This window comes from Micromonospora sp. RHAY321 (genome assembly GCF_023896955.1).
Lineage (GTDB): Bacteria > Actinomycetota > Actinomycetes > Mycobacteriales > Micromonosporaceae > Micromonospora.
The window spans coordinates 92,757-110,802 of sequence record NZ_JAMHIW010000012.1 but is presented as its reverse complement, the minus strand read 5'-3'; the positions used below and the strand labels follow the sequence as shown (position 1 = coordinate 110,802).

At 72.9% G+C, this 18,046-nt stretch carries 18 protein-coding genes; 12 read left to right on the top strand and 6 right to left on the bottom strand.

Annotated elements, in window-relative coordinates:
- The first annotated feature begins 180 nt into the window (after window positions 1–180).
- On the top strand, window positions 181–819 hold the full coding sequence (locus tag M8C17_RS22895) for a DUF6642 family protein (protein WP_252418587.1): 639 nt from the start codon (window positions 181–183) through the stop codon (window positions 817–819).
- Between the two features lie 28 nt (window positions 820–847).
- Complete coding sequence (locus M8C17_RS22890) at window positions 848–1,312, top strand: PPOX class F420-dependent oxidoreductase (protein WP_252418586.1); 465 nt, start codon at window positions 848–850, stop codon at window positions 1,310–1,312.
- Between the two features lie 22 nt (window positions 1,313–1,334).
- Here the strand turns inward: M8C17_RS22890 and M8C17_RS22885 are convergent, their stop codons facing one another.
- Window positions 1,335–1,976, bottom strand: a complete 642-nt coding sequence (locus M8C17_RS22885) for an NAD(P)-dependent oxidoreductase (protein ID WP_252418585.1) — start codon at window positions 1,974–1,976, stop codon at window positions 1,335–1,337.
- A gap of 53 nt (window positions 1,977–2,029) precedes the next feature.
- A complete protein-coding gene (locus tag M8C17_RS22880) occupies window positions 2,030–3,262 on the bottom strand; it encodes a serine hydrolase (RefSeq protein ID WP_252418584.1) in 1,233 nt (410 codons plus the stop codon).
- A 92-nt stretch (window positions 3,263–3,354) separates the two neighbouring features.
- Here M8C17_RS22880 and M8C17_RS22875 point away from each other — a divergent pair, with 92 nt between their 5' ends.
- The 4 genes from M8C17_RS22875 to M8C17_RS22860 all read left to right on the top strand — a co-directional run bounded on the left by M8C17_RS22875 (window position 3,355) and on the right by M8C17_RS22860 (window position 6,077).
- On the top strand, window positions 3,355–3,948 hold the full coding sequence (locus M8C17_RS22875; protein ID WP_252418583.1) for a pentapeptide repeat-containing protein: 594 nt from the start codon (window positions 3,355–3,357) through the stop codon (window positions 3,946–3,948).
- Between the two features lie 198 nt (window positions 3,949–4,146).
- On the top strand, window positions 4,147–5,103 hold the full coding sequence (locus M8C17_RS22870; RefSeq protein ID WP_252418582.1) for a hypothetical protein: 957 nt from the start codon (window positions 4,147–4,149) through the stop codon (window positions 5,101–5,103).
- Window positions 5,104–5,193: 90 nt separating this feature from the next.
- Window positions 5,194–5,631 (top strand): nitroreductase family deazaflavin-dependent oxidoreductase, encoded by a 438-nt coding sequence (locus tag M8C17_RS22865; protein ID WP_252418581.1) that lies wholly within the window; start codon window positions 5,194–5,196, stop codon window positions 5,629–5,631.
- 116 nt (window positions 5,632–5,747) lie between these two features.
- Complete coding sequence (locus M8C17_RS22860; RefSeq protein ID WP_252418580.1) at window positions 5,748–6,077, top strand: hypothetical protein; 330 nt, start codon at window positions 5,748–5,750, stop codon at window positions 6,075–6,077.
- A 37-nt stretch (window positions 6,078–6,114) separates the two neighbouring features.
- On the opposite strand, the gene dacB is transcribed toward M8C17_RS22860, so the two are convergent.
- Complete coding sequence (gene dacB / locus M8C17_RS22855; RefSeq protein ID WP_252418579.1) at window positions 6,115–7,695, bottom strand: D-alanyl-D-alanine carboxypeptidase/D-alanyl-D-alanine-endopeptidase; 1,581 nt, start codon at window positions 7,693–7,695, stop codon at window positions 6,115–6,117.
- Between the two features lie 129 nt (window positions 7,696–7,824).
- Between dacB and M8C17_RS22850 the strand changes: the two genes are divergently transcribed.
- Together M8C17_RS22850 and M8C17_RS22845 are read left to right on the top strand one after the other, a co-directional pair.
- Window positions 7,825–8,964 carry an NAD(P)-binding domain-containing protein gene (locus tag M8C17_RS22850; protein WP_252418578.1) on the top strand — a complete coding sequence of 380 codons (1,140 nt, stop codon included), beginning with the start codon at window positions 7,825–7,827 and terminating at the stop codon, window positions 8,962–8,964.
- A gap of 193 nt (window positions 8,965–9,157) precedes the next feature.
- Complete coding sequence (locus M8C17_RS22845; protein WP_252418577.1) at window positions 9,158–9,439, top strand: adhesin; 282 nt, start codon at window positions 9,158–9,160, stop codon at window positions 9,437–9,439.
- 7 nt (window positions 9,440–9,446) lie between these two features.
- On the opposite strand, the gene M8C17_RS22840 is transcribed toward M8C17_RS22845, so the two are convergent.
- Window positions 9,447–10,568 (bottom strand): beta family protein, encoded by a 1,122-nt coding sequence (locus M8C17_RS22840; RefSeq protein ID WP_252418576.1) that lies wholly within the window; start codon window positions 10,566–10,568, stop codon window positions 9,447–9,449.
- 92 nt (window positions 10,569–10,660) lie between these two features.
- Here M8C17_RS22840 and M8C17_RS22835 point away from each other — a divergent pair, with 92 nt between their 5' ends.
- The 4 genes from M8C17_RS22835 (at window position 10,661) to M8C17_RS22820 (ending at window position 15,699) form a co-directional block, all read left to right on the top strand.
- Window positions 10,661–11,554: a sulfotransferase domain-containing protein gene (locus M8C17_RS22835; protein WP_252418575.1), complete on the top strand. Its 894-nt coding sequence runs from the start codon at window positions 10,661–10,663 to the stop codon at window positions 11,552–11,554.
- Window positions 11,555–11,822: 268 nt separating this feature from the next.
- Complete coding sequence (locus M8C17_RS22830; protein ID WP_252418574.1) at window positions 11,823–12,215, top strand: cupin domain-containing protein; 393 nt, start codon at window positions 11,823–11,825, stop codon at window positions 12,213–12,215.
- 48 nt (window positions 12,216–12,263) lie between these two features.
- Window positions 12,264–14,063, top strand: coding sequence for a glycoside hydrolase family 15 protein (locus M8C17_RS22825; RefSeq protein ID WP_252418573.1), 1,800 nt, complete (start codon window positions 12,264–12,266; stop codon window positions 14,061–14,063).
- Window positions 14,064–14,331: 268 nt separating this feature from the next.
- Window positions 14,332–15,699, top strand: a complete 1,368-nt coding sequence (locus tag M8C17_RS22820) for a pectate lyase (protein WP_252418572.1) — start codon at window positions 14,332–14,334, stop codon at window positions 15,697–15,699.
- 52 nt (window positions 15,700–15,751) lie between these two features.
- On the opposite strand, the gene M8C17_RS22815 is transcribed toward M8C17_RS22820, so the two are convergent.
- Complete coding sequence (locus M8C17_RS22815) at window positions 15,752–16,942, bottom strand: threonine synthase (RefSeq protein WP_252418571.1); 1,191 nt, start codon at window positions 16,940–16,942, stop codon at window positions 15,752–15,754.
- A gap of 14 nt (window positions 16,943–16,956) precedes the next feature.
- Complete coding sequence (locus M8C17_RS22810; RefSeq protein WP_252418570.1) at window positions 16,957–18,003, bottom strand: DNA polymerase ligase N-terminal domain-containing protein; 1,047 nt, start codon at window positions 18,001–18,003, stop codon at window positions 16,957–16,959.
- Between the last annotated feature and the right edge of the window lie 43 nt (window positions 18,004–18,046).

The window sequence follows — 18,046 nt, the reverse complement described above, 5'->3', positions numbered from 1 at the left end:
TCGCTGTACCTGGGTCTTGGCTGTGAATTCGGCTGATTTGCGAAACAGCCATTCACCCCCGATCAACCCGAGGGCGGCCAACCGCACCGAACGTCGCAATCGACCACACCCAGGGTGATGTTCCCTGCCGATCGGAGGCCGGTAACGTCAGCCCCGGGCGGCGGACTGGCGGAGGTGCACGTGGCACGCGGTGGCGTCTTCTGTGTCGAGGGTCAGTGGCACCGCGACCTCAACGAGCGGGGTTCCGTGCTGCCCACGCTGGAGTTGCTGGAGCGCCTGGGCAAGATCCGCTTTATCCACAAGGACGCGGCGACCCGCGACGAGTTGTTCTACTTCCTGGACCGCTGGCTGCTCAAGCAGTACGCCGACCACCGGGTCGGCTTCTTCGCCATGCACGGCGAACCGAGCCGGCTCTGCCTCACGGACTGGCAGTCGGTGGAGTTGAACGAGGTGGCCGAGCTGATGGCCGGCCGGTGCGAGGGGCGCCGACTCTATTTCGGCAGCTGTTCGGTGCTGCGCGCCTCGGACGCGGTGCTGCGCGAGTTCCTGGAGGTCACCGGAGCCGCTCTGATCTGCGGTTTCACCCGGGAAGTCGACTGGGTCGAATCGGCGGCCTTCGAAACCGTCCTGCTCGACGTGCTGGCCAACGGCCAGCGACACAATGCCGCCGAGCTGCGGATGGGCTCGGCGCACTGGGCGCCGCTCGCCTCGTACCTCGGCTTCCGGGTGATCTACGCCAACGGCCGGGCCTGGCGCCCGACCGGCCGGCCCCGGGTGCCCGCCCAGGCGGTGCACCGCGCCGCCACCCGGCCCAGCTGACCCACCGCCACCCTGGTAGGAAAGAGTGATGGCGCGCAGCATCGCGAAGAACACCCGGGTCGACCGGGACTCCCTGCTCGACTTCCTCCGGCCGCGACACCGCGTCGTGCTGATGACCACCCGGGCCGACGGTCGCCCGCAGTCCTCCCCGGTCTCCGCCGGCATCGACGGCGAGGGTCGGCTGGTCGTCTCCACCTACCCCGAGCGGGCCAAGGTCACCAACATCCGCCGCGACCCCCGGGTGTCGGCCTGCGTGCTCTCCGACGACTGGAACGGGCCCTGGGTACAGCTCGACGGCACCGCCGAGGTGCTGGACCTGCCCGAGGCGCTGGAGCCGCTGGTGGAGTACTTCCGCAGCATCTCCGGCGAGCATCCCGACTGGGACGACTACCGTGCGGCCATGGTGCGCCAGGGCAAGTCGCTGATCCGGGTCACCATCGACGCGTGGGGTCCGATCGCCACCGGTGGCTTCCCGGCCCGGCTCGCCGACTGACCGCGACCGGCCGGCCCCCGGGTCAGTACGCGGCGGTGAAGCGCGCGTTCTGGTGCCGGGGCTGCTCGATCTCGTCGACGATCGCCACCGCAAGGTCCTCGTAGGTCAGCACCGAGCGGCCCTGCTCATCGGTGACCGGCTGGTCGGTGCCGGTGCGGTAGTGCCCGGTGCGCTCGCCGGGATGGAACTCCAGCGGCGGCGGCGAGACGTAGGTCCAGCTCACCCCGTCGGCCGAGGTGCGGTAGTAGTCCAGGGCGTCGGCCTGCCCCAGCGCGGAGTCCCGGTACTCCGCCGGGAAGTCCGGCTCGTCCAGGATGCGGGTGCCGCGCGGGGTGAGCAGGGTCGACCCGCCACCCAGATGGATGATCCGTGGGGCGGCCGGCATCCCCCGCAGCGTCGTCACCAGGGTCTCCGCCGCGTTCCGCCACAGCTCGCGTTCGCCGCCGCCGATCGCCACCACCAGCGCGTCCGCGTCCGGCGCCACGTCCCGCACGCTCCGCTCGCTGGTGGCGTCCCCGGTCACCACCCGGACCCCGGCCGGCAGGTAGGAGGTGGCCTCCGGGCGGCGGACCGCGGCGATCACCCGGTGCCCCCGGTCGACCGCCTCGGCGGCGACCCGCGACCCGGCGGTGCCGCCCGCGCCAAACACGACAATGGTGCTCACCAGCCCAGGCTAGGGACCGGGCGCGTCGCCCGCCGGTGGAACGGCGATCCCCGTCAGGCGACCAGGGCGGAGTAGACCAACTGGCGCAGCTGGGAGCGCAGCGGGTACGTGCTCGACGGCATCAGCTGGGTGAAGAGGAGCGCGGTGATCTCCTCGGCCGGGTCCACCCAGAACGCGGTGCTTGCCACGCCACCCCAGTAGTACTCGCCGACGCTGCTCGGCACCCGGCTCGGGATCGGGTCGTCGACCACCGCGAAGCCGAGGCCGAAGCCGATCCCGTCGAGGGTGGTCTCGGCGAAGCCGCCGGTGGACAGGGTGCCCAGGTCCTGGCCTTCGGGCAGGTGGTTGCGGGTCATGAAACGCACCGTGCGCGGCCCGAGCAGGCGCGCGCCGTCCAGCTCGCCGCCGCGCAGCAGCATCTGGGTGAAGCGGTGGTAGTCGGCCGCGCTGGAGATCAGGCCACCGCCGCCGGAGAGCAGCACCGGCTTGTTGTACGCGAGCGAGCCGAGCCTGTCGTAGCGGACCGCCTGGCCGCTGCGCGGGTCCGGGACGTAGAGCGCGGCCAGTCGCTCGGCCTCGTCACCCTCGACCCACCACCGGGTGTCGGTCATGCCCAGCGGGCCGAAGATCCGGTCGGCGAAGAACGCGTCGAGGCTCTGCCCGGAGACCACCTCGACCAGCCGGCCGAGCACGTCGGTGGCGACGGAGTAGCCCCAGGCGGTGCCGGGCTGGAACAGCAGCGGCAGTTCACCGAAGGCGGCGCAGGCCCCGGCCAGGTCGACGTCGGCCGGCGGGTACAGGTCGTAGCCGGCGGCCCGGTAGAGCCCGTCGACCACCGAGGTCTGCATGAAGCCGTACGTCAGGCCGGCGGTGTGGGTGAGCAGGTGCCACACCCGGATGGGCTCGATCGCCGGCACCGTGTACGGCTTGAGCGTCGACCCCTTCGAGTAGACCCGCAGGTCGGCGAACTCGGGCAGCCAGCGGCTGATCTCGTCGGTCAGCTCGAACCGGCCCTCCTCCCACAGCATCATCGCCGCGACCGAGGTGACCGGCTTGGTCATCGAGTAGATCCGCCAGAGCGTGTCGGCCTCGACGGGGGCGCCCGCCTCCCGGTCCCGCAGCCCGTACGTCGAGGAGTGCGCCACCTCGCCGCGGCGGGTGACCACCACCTGCCAGCCGGCGAGCCGGCCGTCGTTGACGTACCTGCCGAAGTGTTCGTCGATCCGCGCCAGCCGCGCCGGGTCGAAGCCGATCTGGTCGGGGTCCTTGCTCCGCGCCACACTCACGTCGCCGAAACTACTAGTCGGTACGCCGGTATCGGAAGGGGTGTCCCGGGCCGGCCGGTCCGGCTGTCGGTGGCCGACACTAACCTGGCCGGATGCCGGAGCTGACCGAGGACGTGACCTTCCGCCACGAGGACTGGTACGGCGAGGAGCTGGTCGACCGGCATTTCGTGGGCTGCGAGTTCTTCCACGTGGACCTGACCGAGGCGGTGAGCCGCGGCGCGGTCTTCACCGGCTGCACGTTCGGCAACGTGCTGTTCAACGCATCCCGGCACGTCGACTCCGCCTTCACCCGCTGCGTCTTCAAGCGGTGCAACTTCTTCGAGGCCGAGTTCACCGGCTGCAAGATGGTGGGCAGCACCTTCAGCCAGTGCGACCTGCGTCCGCTGACGGTGGCCGGCGGTGACTGGTCGTTCGTGGCGCTGCCCGGCGCCGACCTGCGCGGTGTCCGGCTGACCGACGTGCGGATGCGCGAGGTCGACCTGACCGGAGCCAACCTCACCGACGCCACGGTGACGGGCGTCGACCTGTCCGGGGCGCAGCTGCACAGCTCCCGGCTGGGCGGCGCCGACCTGCGGGGCAGCGACCTGACCGCGCTCGACCCGACAGTCGTCGAGCGGGCCGACGCCATCGTCGACGCCGAGCAGGCCGTGGTCATCGCGCAGGCGCTGGGCTTCCGGATCGGTTGACGCGAGAGGCGTTCGCGGTCGAGGTCACTCCCGTCCGACCGTGTCCGGTCGTCCCATATCGTCCGGTAGCGGACTGGACACGCCTACCCGTCCGGATCTAGCGTGTCGACCACGCTCGCGCATACGTGAGACGGCCCACAGTGGACGGTGCGATCCGCGGCGGTCGATGGCGGCCGGGCGGTGGAGTTGGAGGGGTCGGTGGCGGACGAAGACCGCACGCGGGCGGATTCGCGGTCGGGGGACAGGTCGTCCGACCTGCCGACGCACCGAGCAACCGCCGACATCACGGGGCAGACGCGCAGCACACTGCGCCGGCTCGCCCGCGCCCGGCGGCGTCGGCGCTGGGTGGTCGAGGGCGTCGTCGTGCTCGCCTGCCTGGTGGCCCTGGTCTCGTACCTCGGCACGCGATCCGAGCCGGAGACCCCCGACGACCAGGCGACTCGCCCGGGTGGCGTTCCCGCCGGGGTCACCCGCCCCACCGCCCTCCCCAACGCGGAGGGCCGCGCCAGCGAGACCGGGCCGGCGTCACCCGGCCTGCGTCCCCGGCAGCGTCCGCCCTCGCCCGACCCGACGCCCTCGGTCAGCGCCTCGATCCCCCCGCCGGCGGCGGGGCCGGCGCTGTCGGTGAGCCAGGCGGAGGTGCCCGCCGAGGTCAACCTCACCGCCGTCGGCACCCGCGACTGGATGCACTGGGGGCTGCGCGGCGGCAGCTCGACGGCCCGCAAGCGCGGCGGCTCCGGGGAGATCATCGACGGGGGCGGCCCCGGCAGGCGGGTCGCCTGGGACGGCAACCAGGAGACCGTCAGATGGTCCGACGGGACGCCGGAACGGTCGGCGAGCGGCAGCCCGAACGGCGTCTACACCTGTGGCGCCGGCAACGGGTTCAGCCTCGCCGTCGCCGGCAGCGGCGAGCCGCGCACCGTCCAGCTCTACGCCGGGACCTGGATGGCCCGTGGCCTGCTGGAGGCGCGACTGTCCACCGGGGGTCCGACCAGCACGATGCGGCTGGAGGACCCGTACACCAGCCGGAGCGCGGTGTTCACGATCCGGTTCCGGCTGCCGAAGGGTGCCCGGCTGGTGCTGACCTGGACCGTCGAGAAGGTCTTCACGGAGCACTGCGGCAACGTCGGCCTGCAGGCTGTGGCGGTGCGCTGACCGCCCGCCGTCACCGTGCTGTTCGACCTGCCGGTGGCCCGTGGCGGCAGTAGCCTGGGCGCGAGTGCCATCGATCGGTGAGGAGCGCCCATGACGGCCAGTGAACAGGTGGTGGACAGCCCCCAGGGCTGGGTCGCCGAGCACATCCAGCGGTACGTCGAAACCGACGGCGCCGAGGGGCACGAGTGGCGGCCCGGCGTCTACACACTGCTGCTGACCACCCGGGGCCGGCAGAGCGGCAAGCTGCGGCGCACCGCGCTGATCTACGGTCGGGACGGTGACGACTACCTGGTCGTCGCGTCGCAGGGCGGTGCGCCGAAACACCCCGCCTGGTTCCTCAACCTGCTGGCGGAGCCGCGGGTCGAGGTGCAGGTCGCCGGGGACACCTTCACGGCGCGGGCACGCACCGCGACCCCCGAGGAGAAGCCGCGGATGTGGTCCACGATGACCGCCATCTGGCCGGCGTACGACGACTACCAGACCAAGACCGGCCGGGAGATTCCGGTGGTGGTGCTGGAGCGGCTCTGACCTGCGCCCACCTCGGTGCGGTCACCCCAGCGGGACAGTTTGTCCGTCGCACACGGTCGGGAGGGACGTAACTTTCTGCTGTCCCCGTCCGACCATCCAGTGTGGAGGCAGCGCAGATGAGCACCAGTACCGCCCACCGCGTCCGTCCCGTCGCCTCGTCCGGCGCCGGTGAAGCGTCCGGGGAGGTGCTCCGCGACATCCCCCTGCCGCCGTACGTGACGGGTGAGGATGCCCAGTTCGCGGTGCGGGCGGTGGTGGTGCACGCGCCCCGGCGGTGGTCCGGCGGGGTGGTCTGCCGCAACGACGCCAGCCCGCACCCGTGCCGGCTGCACCGCTGGGGCACCCGGGTGCTGGCTCTGCGCGGCCTGCGGGCCGCCGAGATCGCCGCGCTCATCGAGCGCGGTGACCCGACGGCGGTGGTCCCCCCACCCGACCGTCCGGCCTGACGAGCAGCCGGGGGCGCGCCGCGCCCCCGGATGCCGGTCAGCAGGTGATCGGCTTGACCCAGGAGCACTCCACACCCTCGGGGGTCCGTGGCGTCTCCGGCACCGTCGGTGCTGCCACCCGCGCCGCGGTCGTGCTCTCGCGGTACCCGGCCAGCGCCACGGCGATCTGGTCCTCCAGCGGCTTGACCGACGCCGTCAGATAGTTGTTCAACAGGATGGAGAACGCCAGCAGGCGGCCGTCGGCACTGGTGACGTAGCCGGACAGGCCGGAGACCCCGGTCAGGCTGCCGGTCTTGGCGTGCACGTTGCCGGCGGCCGGAGTGCCGGCCATCCGGCTGCGCAGGGTGCCGCCGACGAAACGCTCGGGTTGCCCGGCGATCGGCAACGCCGCGTACCAGGTGGTGAACCAGGGTTCGGCCCGGACGGTGGCCAGCAGGTCGACGAACTCCGTGGCCGGCACCAGATTGCGCCGGGACAACCCGGACCCGTCGCGCTGGCGGAGCTTTCCGGTGTCCATCCCGGTGTCGGCGACGTACTCGCTGATCGCCGTGAGGCCCGCCGACCAGGTGCCGGAACCGGAGAGCACCCGGCCGATCTCCTTGGTCAACACCTCGGCGTGCCCGTTGTTGGAGAGCTTGAGGAACGGCGTCATCAGCTCACCCAGGCTCATCGAGTCGTGCCGGGCCACCGGGTGTGCCGTCTCGGGGGTGGGCTGGCCGAGCACGGTCCGGCCGAGCACCCGGACGCCGTGCCGGTGCAGCGCCGCCCGGAACACCTCGGCCGCGTAGCCGGTGGGCTCCCAGACGGTCACCCAGTCGCTGGCCGGCGCGTCGCCGACCGCGATCTGCCCGCTCACCACGATGGTGTTGCCGCCGTGTTCGCGCTCGATCGAGATCGAGGTCTCGCCCTCGGTGACCGTCTCGGCCCGGTTGTCGATCCGGACGTACCCCGTGCGCGGGGTGGTGGTGACCACGGGCGGGGCGCCGGCCTTGTCGGCGGGGGCGGCGTGCACGATCACGGTGCCCGCGTCGTAGTCGGTGTCCGGCGCGACCGTCAGCGCGGAGACCTGCGCGGCGTAGTAGTAGGGCTCGTCGTCCCAGGTCCAGTCGGGGCCGAGCCGGGTGCGGTCGTATCGGGTGTCGTCGGCGATCAGGTTGCCGGTCACCACCCGGACGCCGTCGGCGGCGACCTGCGCGGCGAGCGCGTCGTAGTCGGCCGCGAGCATCGTCGGGTCGCCTCCACCGCGCAGGTAGAGATTGCCGGAGAGCAACCCGGCGCGACGCTTGCCGGTGGTGCGTACGTCGGTGGTGAGGCGGTGCCCCGGGCCGAGCAACTCCAGTGCGGCGGTCGAGGTCAGCAGTTTGGTGTTGGACGCCGGGATCAGCCGGCGGTCGCCGTTGCGGTCGTAGAGGGTCTGGCCGGTGCTGGTGTCGACGACCACCACCGACGCCTGCGCGCCGGCCAGGCGCGGGTCGGCGAGGATCGTGTCGATGGTGGCGTTCAGTCGGGTCGTCGCGGGGGTGGGCGACTCGGCGGTGGCGCCGGGCGCGCCGGCGGTGGCCGCGGTGGCGACCAGCGCGAGCAGCGCGAGGGCCCGGGGAAAGAGACGACGATGCATGCGCTGATGCTGCCACGAAGATATTCGCCGGTGAAGAGCCTCAAGCGAAGGTTATTGCCACTCGTGTTCTGCCGGCAGGCTCGACGGACGTCCGCTGGGCGGACAATTCGGGCAGGTGGGTCCGAAGGGGTGACCTGTGACCGGCGCGACGGCCTGCCCGGGCAGAGCGGCGGCATCGGTGATGTTGCACCCCACGTGGACACCCACTCCGCCGATGTCGTGGTCATCGGAGCCGGCCAGGCCGGGCTGAGCGCCGGCTACCACCTGCGCCGCACCGGCTTCGCCCCCGGCGGCGGATTCGTCATCCTCGACGGCGACGACGGGCCCGGTGGGGCCTGGCAGCACCGCTGGCCGACACTGCTGCTCGACCGGGTCCACGGCTTCCACGACCTGCCCGGGCTGCCCTTCCCGCCAGCCGACCCGCAGCAGCCGGCCGCCCCGCAGGTCAGCGCCTACTTCGCCGCGTACGAGCAGGCGTTCGACCTGCCGGTCCGGCGCCCGGTGCGGGTGCGCTCGGTGCACTCCCTCCCGGACGGCCGGCTGGACGTGCGCACCGACGGCGACCGGTGGACCGCTCGGGCCCTCATCAACGCGACCGGCACGTGGACCCGGCCGTTCTGGCCGCACTACCCGGGCCGGTCGTCCTTCCGGGGACGGCAGCTGCACACCGCCGACTACCGGGGGCCGGCCGAGTTCGCCGGCCGCCGGGTCGTGGTGGTCGGTGGCGGCACCTCGGCCGTGCAGCTGCTCGGCGAGGTCTCCACCGTCGCGGCGACCACCACCTGGGTGACCCGCCGGCCACCCCACTTCCGTGACGAGGAGTTCGGCACCGAGCTGGGCCGGGCCGCCGTGGCCCGCGTGGACGAGGCGGTCCGCGCCGGGCGCCCGCCAGGCAGGGGCGTCGGCGTGACCGGACTGCCGGTCACCCCGGAGGTACGCCGGCTGCGCGAGCGCGGCGTCCTCGACCGGCTACCCGTCTTCGACCGGATCACGCCCGACGGGGTGGCCTGGGCGGACGGGCGGTTCGTGCCGGCGGACGTGATCCTCTGGTGCACCGGTTTCCGGGCCGCGCTCGACCATCTCGCCCCGCTGGGGCTGCGCGGACCGGGCGGCGGTATCACGATGGACGGCACCCGGGTGGTCGCCGACGAGCGGATTCACCTGGTCGGGTACGGCCCCTCGGCGAGCACGATCGGAGCCAACCGGGCCGGCCGCGCGGCGGTCAACGAGATTCGCGCGTTGCTCGCTCCCGTCCCCGTTCTCGACTGATCCGGCTCTATTTGACGGATCGCCCGGCAGCGGGCACCGTAGGCAGTGACGGGGCCCGTCAGCTGCCCCGATGCGCGACGGCGACGACCGTTCGCCTCACCTGTCGCCTCCCACGTGTGCTCGTACGCGGACCGACTGTCCGGTCTGCGCGGTAAACCGACCGCGAGCCGAGAATCCACGAGGAGTTCCGCCAATGCTCACCATGACCGACAATGCCGTGCTCGTCATCCGTGACCTCGCCAACCAGCAGGACGTGGCCGAGGACGGTGGGGTGCGGATCGCCGCCGACGCCGAGGCCGGGTCGCTCACCGTGGAACTGGTGCCCGAGCCGGAGCAGGGCGACCGTGTGGTCGACAACCAGGGTGCCCGGATCTTCCTCGACGAGGACGCCGCCGAGCTGCTCGGCGACGCCTCGGTGGACGCGACCGTCGACGACGAGGGCATCATCCAGTTCGGCTTCACCGAGAAGCAGTAGGTCCGGCTCAACCGGCCCGGCGGGTCTCGCCGCCGCGCGGCTGCCGCAGCGACCGCCCTCGCTGCGGCCGGTCCGGCGTGGGTCGCCACCCTCCGGCGCTGTCGTTGCCCCGGTGCGCGCTGTCGTTGCTGGGGCGCAGCAGGGCGGTCAGCACGTGGGCCAGGTGGTGCGAGGTGCTCCACGCCGCCCAGTTGGCGGCCGAGCCGGCACCGGCACCCCGCCGGGCCCGGCGCAGCAACTCGTGGTCGCCCCAGGAGAAGGCCGCGCCGGCGCTCGGCCAGTGCGGCGCGGACACGAGCGTGCGGCACAGGTCGGCGAACCGGTCGTCGCCCCGCCCGCCCCGCCGCGACCAGCGGTAGACCCACCAGTCGCCGTCGGCGGTGTACCGCACGGTGGGCAGCCGGTCCCCGGGGTCACCCGAGCCGGGCACGGCCGGGCCGACGCCGTAGTCGCCGTAGTCGACCCCGACGTCGCCGAGCCGCTGCCAGAGCTGCCAGTCCCAGCGGTCCAGCCGGACCGGCTCGTCGGTGGGCAGCCGGGACAGCGTCGGCGGCATCCCGCCCGCCGCCACGGTCACCGACCGCCACGCGTGCCGGCGGGCCCAGTCGAGCAGCCGGCGTACCCGGGGCTCGGCCTGCCGGACATCGGCCGGGCAGCACACGTCCCCCGCGTCCACCAGCAGGTCGCACTCCTCGGGCGACAGCCCGGTGAGCCGCCAGATCCGTTCGACGGCGGTGGTGCCCGCTGCCGGCCCGGTCCGGTCCTGGCCGGCGCGCAGCCGGATCAGCGCCCGTCGGGCGTACGCCCGCGCCGCCGCGCCGTGCGCGACCAGCCGCCGGTCGCTCTCCGCGAGCCCGACGACCGGCACCAGCGGTACGCCCCAGGCCGCGAGTTCCGTGTCGGGGGTGTCCGGAAGGCCGGTGACGTCGACGTACGGCAGCAGACCGGCCGGCAACCGGCGGAGAATGTCCATCGTGGAGCGGTCGACCGCACCGACCTCCAGGATCGGGGCGAGCAACGGAGCGGCCGCGGGGTCGAGGTGGCTCAACGCTTCCAACTCGCCGCGCCGGCTGGCGAGGATGGGGCGGTAGACCGGTTCCGCCGCCCGGCCCCCGTGGGCGGGCACCATGCGTCAAATCTAGCCAGGCATGCGCATGTGTCACAGGCCGTGCAGTCGTGAATCGGCTGGTCGGCTGTCGGCTCGGCGACTACGCTCGCCCGATGCTCGCGCCGACCCACCGTTACCGATCCGACGACGAGGACAGCGCACGCTGGACCGGTTTCCCGTTCCGGGACGGCGACATCGTGATCAGCACCCGGTCCAAGAGCGGCACCACCTGGATGCAGATGATCTGCGCCCTGCTGGTGCTGGGCACCCCGGAGCTTCCGGCGCCGCTGACCGAGCTGTCGCCCTGGCTGGACTGGCTGGTCGAGCCGAAGGACGAGGTGTACCGCCGGTTGGCCGCACAGCCGCACCGCCGGTTCGTCAAGACGCACACCCCGCTCGACGGCGTACCGCTCGACCCTCGGGTGCACTACGTGGTGGTGGCCCGGCATCCGCTGGACATGGCGGTCTCCCTCTACCACCAGGCCGGCAACCTCGACCGGGCGCGGCTCGCGGAGCTGACCGGTCAACCCGCGCCGGCCGGGCCGCCGCGCACACGGACGCCGGTGCGGGAGTGGTTGCCGAGCTGGGTCGACCGGGCGGCGGACCCGCGTACCGAGCTGGACTCGCTGCCCGGGGTGCTGTGGCATCTGAGCGACGCCTGGGCCCGCCGGCACGAGCCGAACGTCGAGCTGGTGCACTACGACGACCTGCGGGCCGACCTGGGCGGCCAGATGCGCCGGCTCGCCGACCGCTGGGGCCTCACGATCCCCGCCGAGCGCTGGCCGGAGCTGGTCGAGGCGGCCACCTTCGGCCGGATGCGGGAGCGTGCCGACCAGCTCGCCCCGGACACGCTCGGCGTGCTGCGGGACCGCCGGGCCTTCTTCCGCAACGGTGGCTCCGGGCAGGGGCGGGACCTGCTGGACCCGGACGGGCAGGCGCGCTACCGGGCGCGAGCGGCGGCGCTCGCGCCCCCGGACCTGCTGGCCTGGCTGCACCGCGACGGCTGACCGCACGGCACCGCCGAGACACCGGTTGACGCGTGGACGAGCGCACGGCGCCGCTTCGACCGTGGTCGGAACGTCGCCGCGCTCTGGCCGTCTCCCACCACCGCAGCCGTTCGGCGGTACGCCAGCGGGGACCTGGCTCGACCGGCCGTCTGCACCGGTCAGCGTTGACGATCCCCGTCCGGCAGGGATCCAAACCTGCCCCGCGTGGGGAATTCCACCATCTGCGAGTCCCGGCGTGGCGTGCCGTCGAACCGGGTATGAGGGCGGCATGGAGCATTTCACGATCGCGACCGTCGCCGAGAAGAGCCCGGACTTCCGCCGCGTCCTGTGGACCGGGGAGCACACCCAGCTGGTCATCATGACCATCCCGCCGGGTGGGGAGATCGGCGAGGAGGTGCACGAGGGCATCGACCAGATCCTGACCTTCGTCAGCGGCACCGGCGAAGCGCGGGTGGCCGGCGAGAAGCGGGAGGTCGTCGCGGGCGACCTCGTCGTGGTGCCGGCCGGCACGAAGCACAACTTCGTCAACTCCGGCCCCAACCCGCTGGTGCTCTACACCGTCTACGGCCCGCCGGAGCACGCCGACCAGGCCGTGCACCACACCAAGGAGGAGGCCGACGCCGCCGAGGAGGCCGGCGAGGACGAGCCGCCGACCGCCTGACGCGGCCTGCGGCCGTCTGATCCGGGCCGATCCGGGTACCCCCGGCGGGTGGAGCAGCAGCCGGCGATCTCCGACTACGGATTCCTCTCGGACTCCCGCTCCGGTGCGCTGGTGAGCAGGGACGGTTCGATCGACTGGTGGTGCCCGGCCCGGTTCGACGGCCCGTCCGTGTTCGGGCGGCTGCTCGACCCGAGCGCCGGGCATTTCCGGCTGGCGCCGGTCGGCGCCGGCCGGCACGGGCACCGGGTGGAGCGCGCGTACCGGCCGGACTCGCTGGTGCTGCGCACCGTGCACCACACGCCGGACGGGAGCGTCGCGGTCACCGACGCGCTGGCCGCCGAGATCGGTGCCCGCGCCCACGAACTGGGCATGAACTCACCGGCCGTGCTGATCAGAGTGGTCGAGGGCCTGTCCGGGCGGGTCCGCATGGCGCTGGACTTCGCGCCACGGCCGGAGTACGGCCTGCTCACGCCGTACCTGCACGAGCAGGCCGATGGCACGGTGCTGGCCGACGCCGGTCCGGTGGTGCTGGTGCTGCGCGCCGGTGGCCTGCCGTTGCGCGCCGGCCGGGACCGGGTGACCCACGAGTTCGAGGTCTCCGCCGGCCAGGTCGTCGGGATGGACGTGGCGTTCGGCGAGTCCTACGGGGCCCCGCCGGCCCGGCTGGACCCGGTTGCCGCGCTCGCCGAGACGACGCAGGCGTGGGAGGCGTACCGGGAGACACACGGGTACGAGGGCCGGTACCCCGAGCTGGTCCGGCACAGCGCGACGGTCCTGACCGGCCTCACGTACGCCCGCAGCGGCGCGGTCGCCGCGGCGTTGACCACGTCGCTGCCGGAGCGCCTGGGTGGCGACCGCAACTACGACTACCGGTACTCCTGGCTGCGGGACTTCTCGATGACCCTGCGCGCCCTCTGGGTGGCGGCCTGCCCCACCGAGGCGTCGCGGCTGTTCGCCTGGGTAGCGCGCTCGATCGGCCGGATCGGCGACGAGCCGGTGCCGGTGCTGTTCGGGCTGCAGGGGGAGCGCGACCTCAGCGAGCACAACTGCACGCACCTGCGCGGCTACGCCGGAAGCGGGCCGGTCCGGATCGGCAACGACGCCTGGCGGCAGCGGCAGCTCGACGTGCCGGGGGAGGTGATGTCGGCGGTCTGGCGGTTGCGCCACTACCTCGGCACGTCGTTCGACATGGAGTTGCGGGAGATGGTGCTCGGCCTGACCGAGCAGGTGGCGAGCACCTGGCACCTGCCCGACCGGGGCATGTGGGAGACCCGCGACCGGGAACGGCACTACCTCTCCTCGAAGGTGCTCTGCTGGCTGACGATGGACCGGGCGGTGCGGCTCGCCCCCCGGCTCGGCGAGCGGGCCGACCCGCACCGCTGGGCCGCGATCCGCGACGAGATCCGCGGTGAGGTGCTCCGGCAGGGTTGGAACGATCGGATCGGTGCGTTCACCGGCGCGTTCGGCTCGGCCGAGCTGGACGCCTCGGCACTCTTCCTGCCGGTGGCGCACTTCCTGCCGGCCACCGACCCCAGGATGCGCTCCACCATCGCCGTGGTGGAGCGGGAGCTCGGCACCGAGGACGGGCTGGTCCGGCGCTGGACGAGCGACCCCGCCGGCTTCCTACTGTGCTCGTTCTGGCTGGTGGAGTGCCTGGTGATGCTCGGCGAGCAGCGGCGGGCCGAAGAGCTGTTCGAGCGGGTGGTCGGGCACGCCAACGACGTGGGTCTGTTCAGCGAGCAGATCGACCTGGTCACCGGGGCGCAGCTCGGCAACACCCCGCAGGCGCTGTCGCACATCGGCCTGATCAACGCGGCCTGGCGGCTGACGAAACCGGAGAGCTACTGACCCGGGCGTCGGCCGCGTGCCACCCCGCCACCGGTGAATCCTGCAACAGACCTGCAAGCGCCAGGCATTGACGCTGATGCGTACGCGGACCTAGCCTCGAAGAGACGGGAAAGCCCTTTCCCCAGGGCTTTGATCCCGCTTCACCCCGCTCCGGAGACCGGGCATCCGACGGGGCGCACCGATCCCAGGTCGTGGCAGCGCGCCGTGCCGGCACGTCCCCGTACGGACGGTCATGGGATCGCCACCACATGCGTCAAGGAGGACAACTGTGCAGAAGAGACGACTCCCCGGCCGACGACCACTGCTGCTCGCGGTGGGCGCCGGGGCGACCGTGGCGGCCCTCGCGGCCGGCATGACCTCGGCCCTCGCGGCCACCGTGTTCACCGACAACTTCAACGACGGCAACGCCTCCGGCTGGTCCAAGTCCGGCGGCACCTGGACGGTCGTCACGGACGGCTCCGGCGTGCTCAACCAGTCCAACGCCGGCAGTGAGCTGGCCCGGCAGTTCGCCGGCCAGACCGGCTGGGCCGACTACTCCGTGCAGGCCCGGGTCAAGCCGGTGAGCTTCGGCTCGTCCAGCGCCCTGGTCGGGCTGGCCGCACGCTCCAGCAGCAGCACCAAGATGTACCGGTTGGCCCTGCTCGGCTCCGGCCGGGCCGAACTCCAGGCCGTCAACGGCACCAGCATCACCGCGATCGGCTCCGCGTCGCTCGGCGTCAGCACCGGCACCTGGTACACCCTGCGCATCGAGACCAGCGGCAGCACCATCCGGGGCTTCGTCAACGGCACCCAGATCGCCGCCGGCAGCAACAGCCTGGCCGCCGCCGGCCGGATCGGCCTGGTCACCGCGTACGCCAGCGGCAGCTTCGACGACGTCGCGGTCGACTCGTCCGGCGGTGGCAACCCGACCACGCCGCCGCCGACCACCCCGCCGCCGACCACGCCACCACCCACCACCCCGCCGCCCGCGGGTTGGCCGACGCCCACCGGCAGCCAGAAGGTGGACGCGACGATCCCGGTCTCCGGCACGTTCGACGGCGGGCTCAAGCGCTACTACGGCATCGGCGACGGCGGGCAGAGCGAGAGCCAGGACCCGATGTTCGAGCTGGCCGCCGGAGCCACCCTGCGCAATGTGATCATCGGTGCGCCGGCCGGTGACGGCGTGCACTGCGAGGGCAACTGCACCCTGATCAACGTCTGGTGGGAGGACGTGGGCGAGGACGCCGCCACCTTCCGCGGCGGCACCACGTACACCGTCGACGGCGGCGGCGCCCGCTCCGCCAGCGACAAGGTCTTCCAGCACAACGGATCGGGCACCGTCTACATCAGGAACTTCCGGGTGGAGAACGCCGGCAAGCTCTACCGGGCCTGCGGCAACTGCTCCACGTCGTACCAGCGGCACGTGGTGATCGACAACGTGGTCGTCCGGGACACCGACGCGATCGCGGGCATCAACACCAACTGGGGCGACACCGCCCGGTTCAGCCGGATCACCATCGTCGACGACCCGGACCGGGAGACCTCGATCTGCGTCAAGTACCGCGGCGTACCGAAGGGCGACGAGCCGACCGAGATCGGCGAGGGCGCCGACGGCGTCAACTGCTTCTACACACCGTCCGACATCACCTACCAGTAGGCCGGCGCGACGGCGCCCCGCGGACCGCACGGCCCGCGGGGCGCCCGCCGTCTCAGGCCAGCACGGGCACGCCGGAAACGTCGACCGTCTCCGGATACTTCAACCCGGCGCCGGTGTTGAGCACCACCACCCGCTCACCGGCCCGGATCCACCCGCCAGCGCGCAGTTGCCGCGCGGCGGTCAGACAGGCCGCGCCCTCCGGGCAGAGCAGCAGCCCCTCCCGGGCGGCGAAGTCCCGCAGGTCGGCCAGGATGTCCGCGTCGTCGACGGCGACCGCGGTGCCGGCCGACGCCCGCAGCGCGGCCAGGATCAGCTCGTCACCCAGCGGCGACGGCACGGTGATGCCGAACGCCACCGTGTGCGCGTCCTCCCACGGCTGCGCCCGGTCCTCACCCGCGGCGAAGGCCCGCACGATCGGCGCGCAGCCGGTCGACTGCACCGCCACCAGCCGGGGCAGCTTGTCTCCGATCCAACCCAGCTCGCGCATCTCGTGCAGCGCCTTGTGGATGCCGATGAGCCCGACCCCGCCGCCCGTCGGGTAGATGATCACGTCGGGCGCCTGCCAACCGAGCTGCTCGACGATCTCGTACCCCATGGTCTTCTTGCCCTCCAGCCGGTAGGGCTCGCGCAGCGTGCCGGCGTCGAAGACCGTCCCGCCGGACTCCGCGACCAGCTCGGCCACCCGCCGGCCGGCGTCGCTGATCAGCCCGTCGACCAGGCGCAGGTCGGCCCCGGCGGCCACGCACTCGTTCCGGCAGATGACCGGCGCTCCCAACGGCATGACGATGGTCGCCCCCATCCCGGCCCGCGCCGCGTACGTCGCCCACGCCGATCCGGCGTTGCCGTTGGTGGGCATCGCGATCCGCTCGACGCCCAGCTCACGGGCCCGGCTCACACCCACCGCCGCGCCGCGCGCCTTGAACGAGCCGGTCGGGATCAACCCCTCGTCCTTGACCATCAGGTCCGCGATGCCGATCTCGGCGCCGTACGCGGGGGCGCGCAGCAGCGGCGTCCAGCCCTCGCCGAGCGTGGTGATGTGCCGTGGGTCGGCCACCGGCAGCAGCTCCCGGTAGCGCCACAGGTCGGCCGGGCGCAGCGGGAAGCGCTCCGGGGTGACCGCCTTCGCCACCGCCGGCAGGTCGTACTGGGCCAGCAGCGGCGAGCCGCACTCGCAGAGGTTCTGCACCTCGTCGGCGGCGTACTCCCGGCCGCAGCGCGGGCAGTCCAGGTGGGTCAGGTACACGTCGCTCCTCGCCGTCAGACCGCGTCGATGCTCAGCCAGTGCCGGCTGCGCCGCCCCGGTTCGTAGACCGAGTCCAGCCGCTTGGCGACGATGCCCGGCAGGCCCTGCTCCCGACCGGTGCGCAGCGCCTCGTCGCCCGCGCCGGGAAACCACGGCGGAGTCTGCCAGTGCGTACCGGTCAACGCCAGCCCGTCGAGCAGCTCCCGGCGTTGCGCGTACGGCACGTCGACGCTGCTCACGCCCTCCAGCCACAGCAGGTCGACGAGCAGGAACTGGGCCCCCGCCGGGACCCTACCGCCGCTGGCCGGGCGCACCGGGCGGACCCGGCCGGCGCCGTCGATGCGGACGAGCACACCGTCGAGCACCGCCTCGGTCGGCGCCAGCGCCTCGGCCAGCGCCCGCAGCCACGGGTACCCGCCGGTGATCTCCTCGTCGGTCTCGGAGAGCAGCCGGAGCCGCCCGCCGGAGACGTACGCCATCGCCCGGACCCCGTCCCAGCGCAGCTCGTACCCCCATGTGGCGCGGTCTCGCGGGAGCCCGGCGGCGGGCGTGGCGTGCATCGGGCGGACCAGCTCGGGCATCGGTGTCCAGCCCGGCGGCGCGGGGTCGGTGCGCCGGATCATCCAGTCCTTGCCGCCGGTGGCGAAGAGCACGTAGCGACCTTCGGTCCGTTCACCCGCGAGCGTCACGATCACCTCGTCGTCGCGCCACTTCTCGGCGCGGTAGGTGCCCTGGTCGTGGATGACCATCCGGCCACCGCCGTACTCGCCGGCGGGTATCTCACCGGAGAAGTCGAGGTACTCCATCGGGTGGTCCTCGGTGTGCACGGCGAGGTGGTTGCGGCCGGGGTCGCGGGGCAGGCCGCGCGGCACCGCCCAGGAGGCGAGGACTCCCTCGTGCTCCAGGCGCAGGTCCCAGTGCAGGCTGCGGGCGTGGTGCTGCTGGATGACGAAGCGCGAGGCGCCGTCGGAGCCGGCAGGCGCCTGGCTCCGGTCCGGCACCGGCTCCGGCGTACGGGTCGCATCCCGTCGGCGCCGATACTCCTCCAGCCGGTCCGTCACATCCCGCATTCTCCGGCAAACCGGACCGTCGCGCTGGACGCCC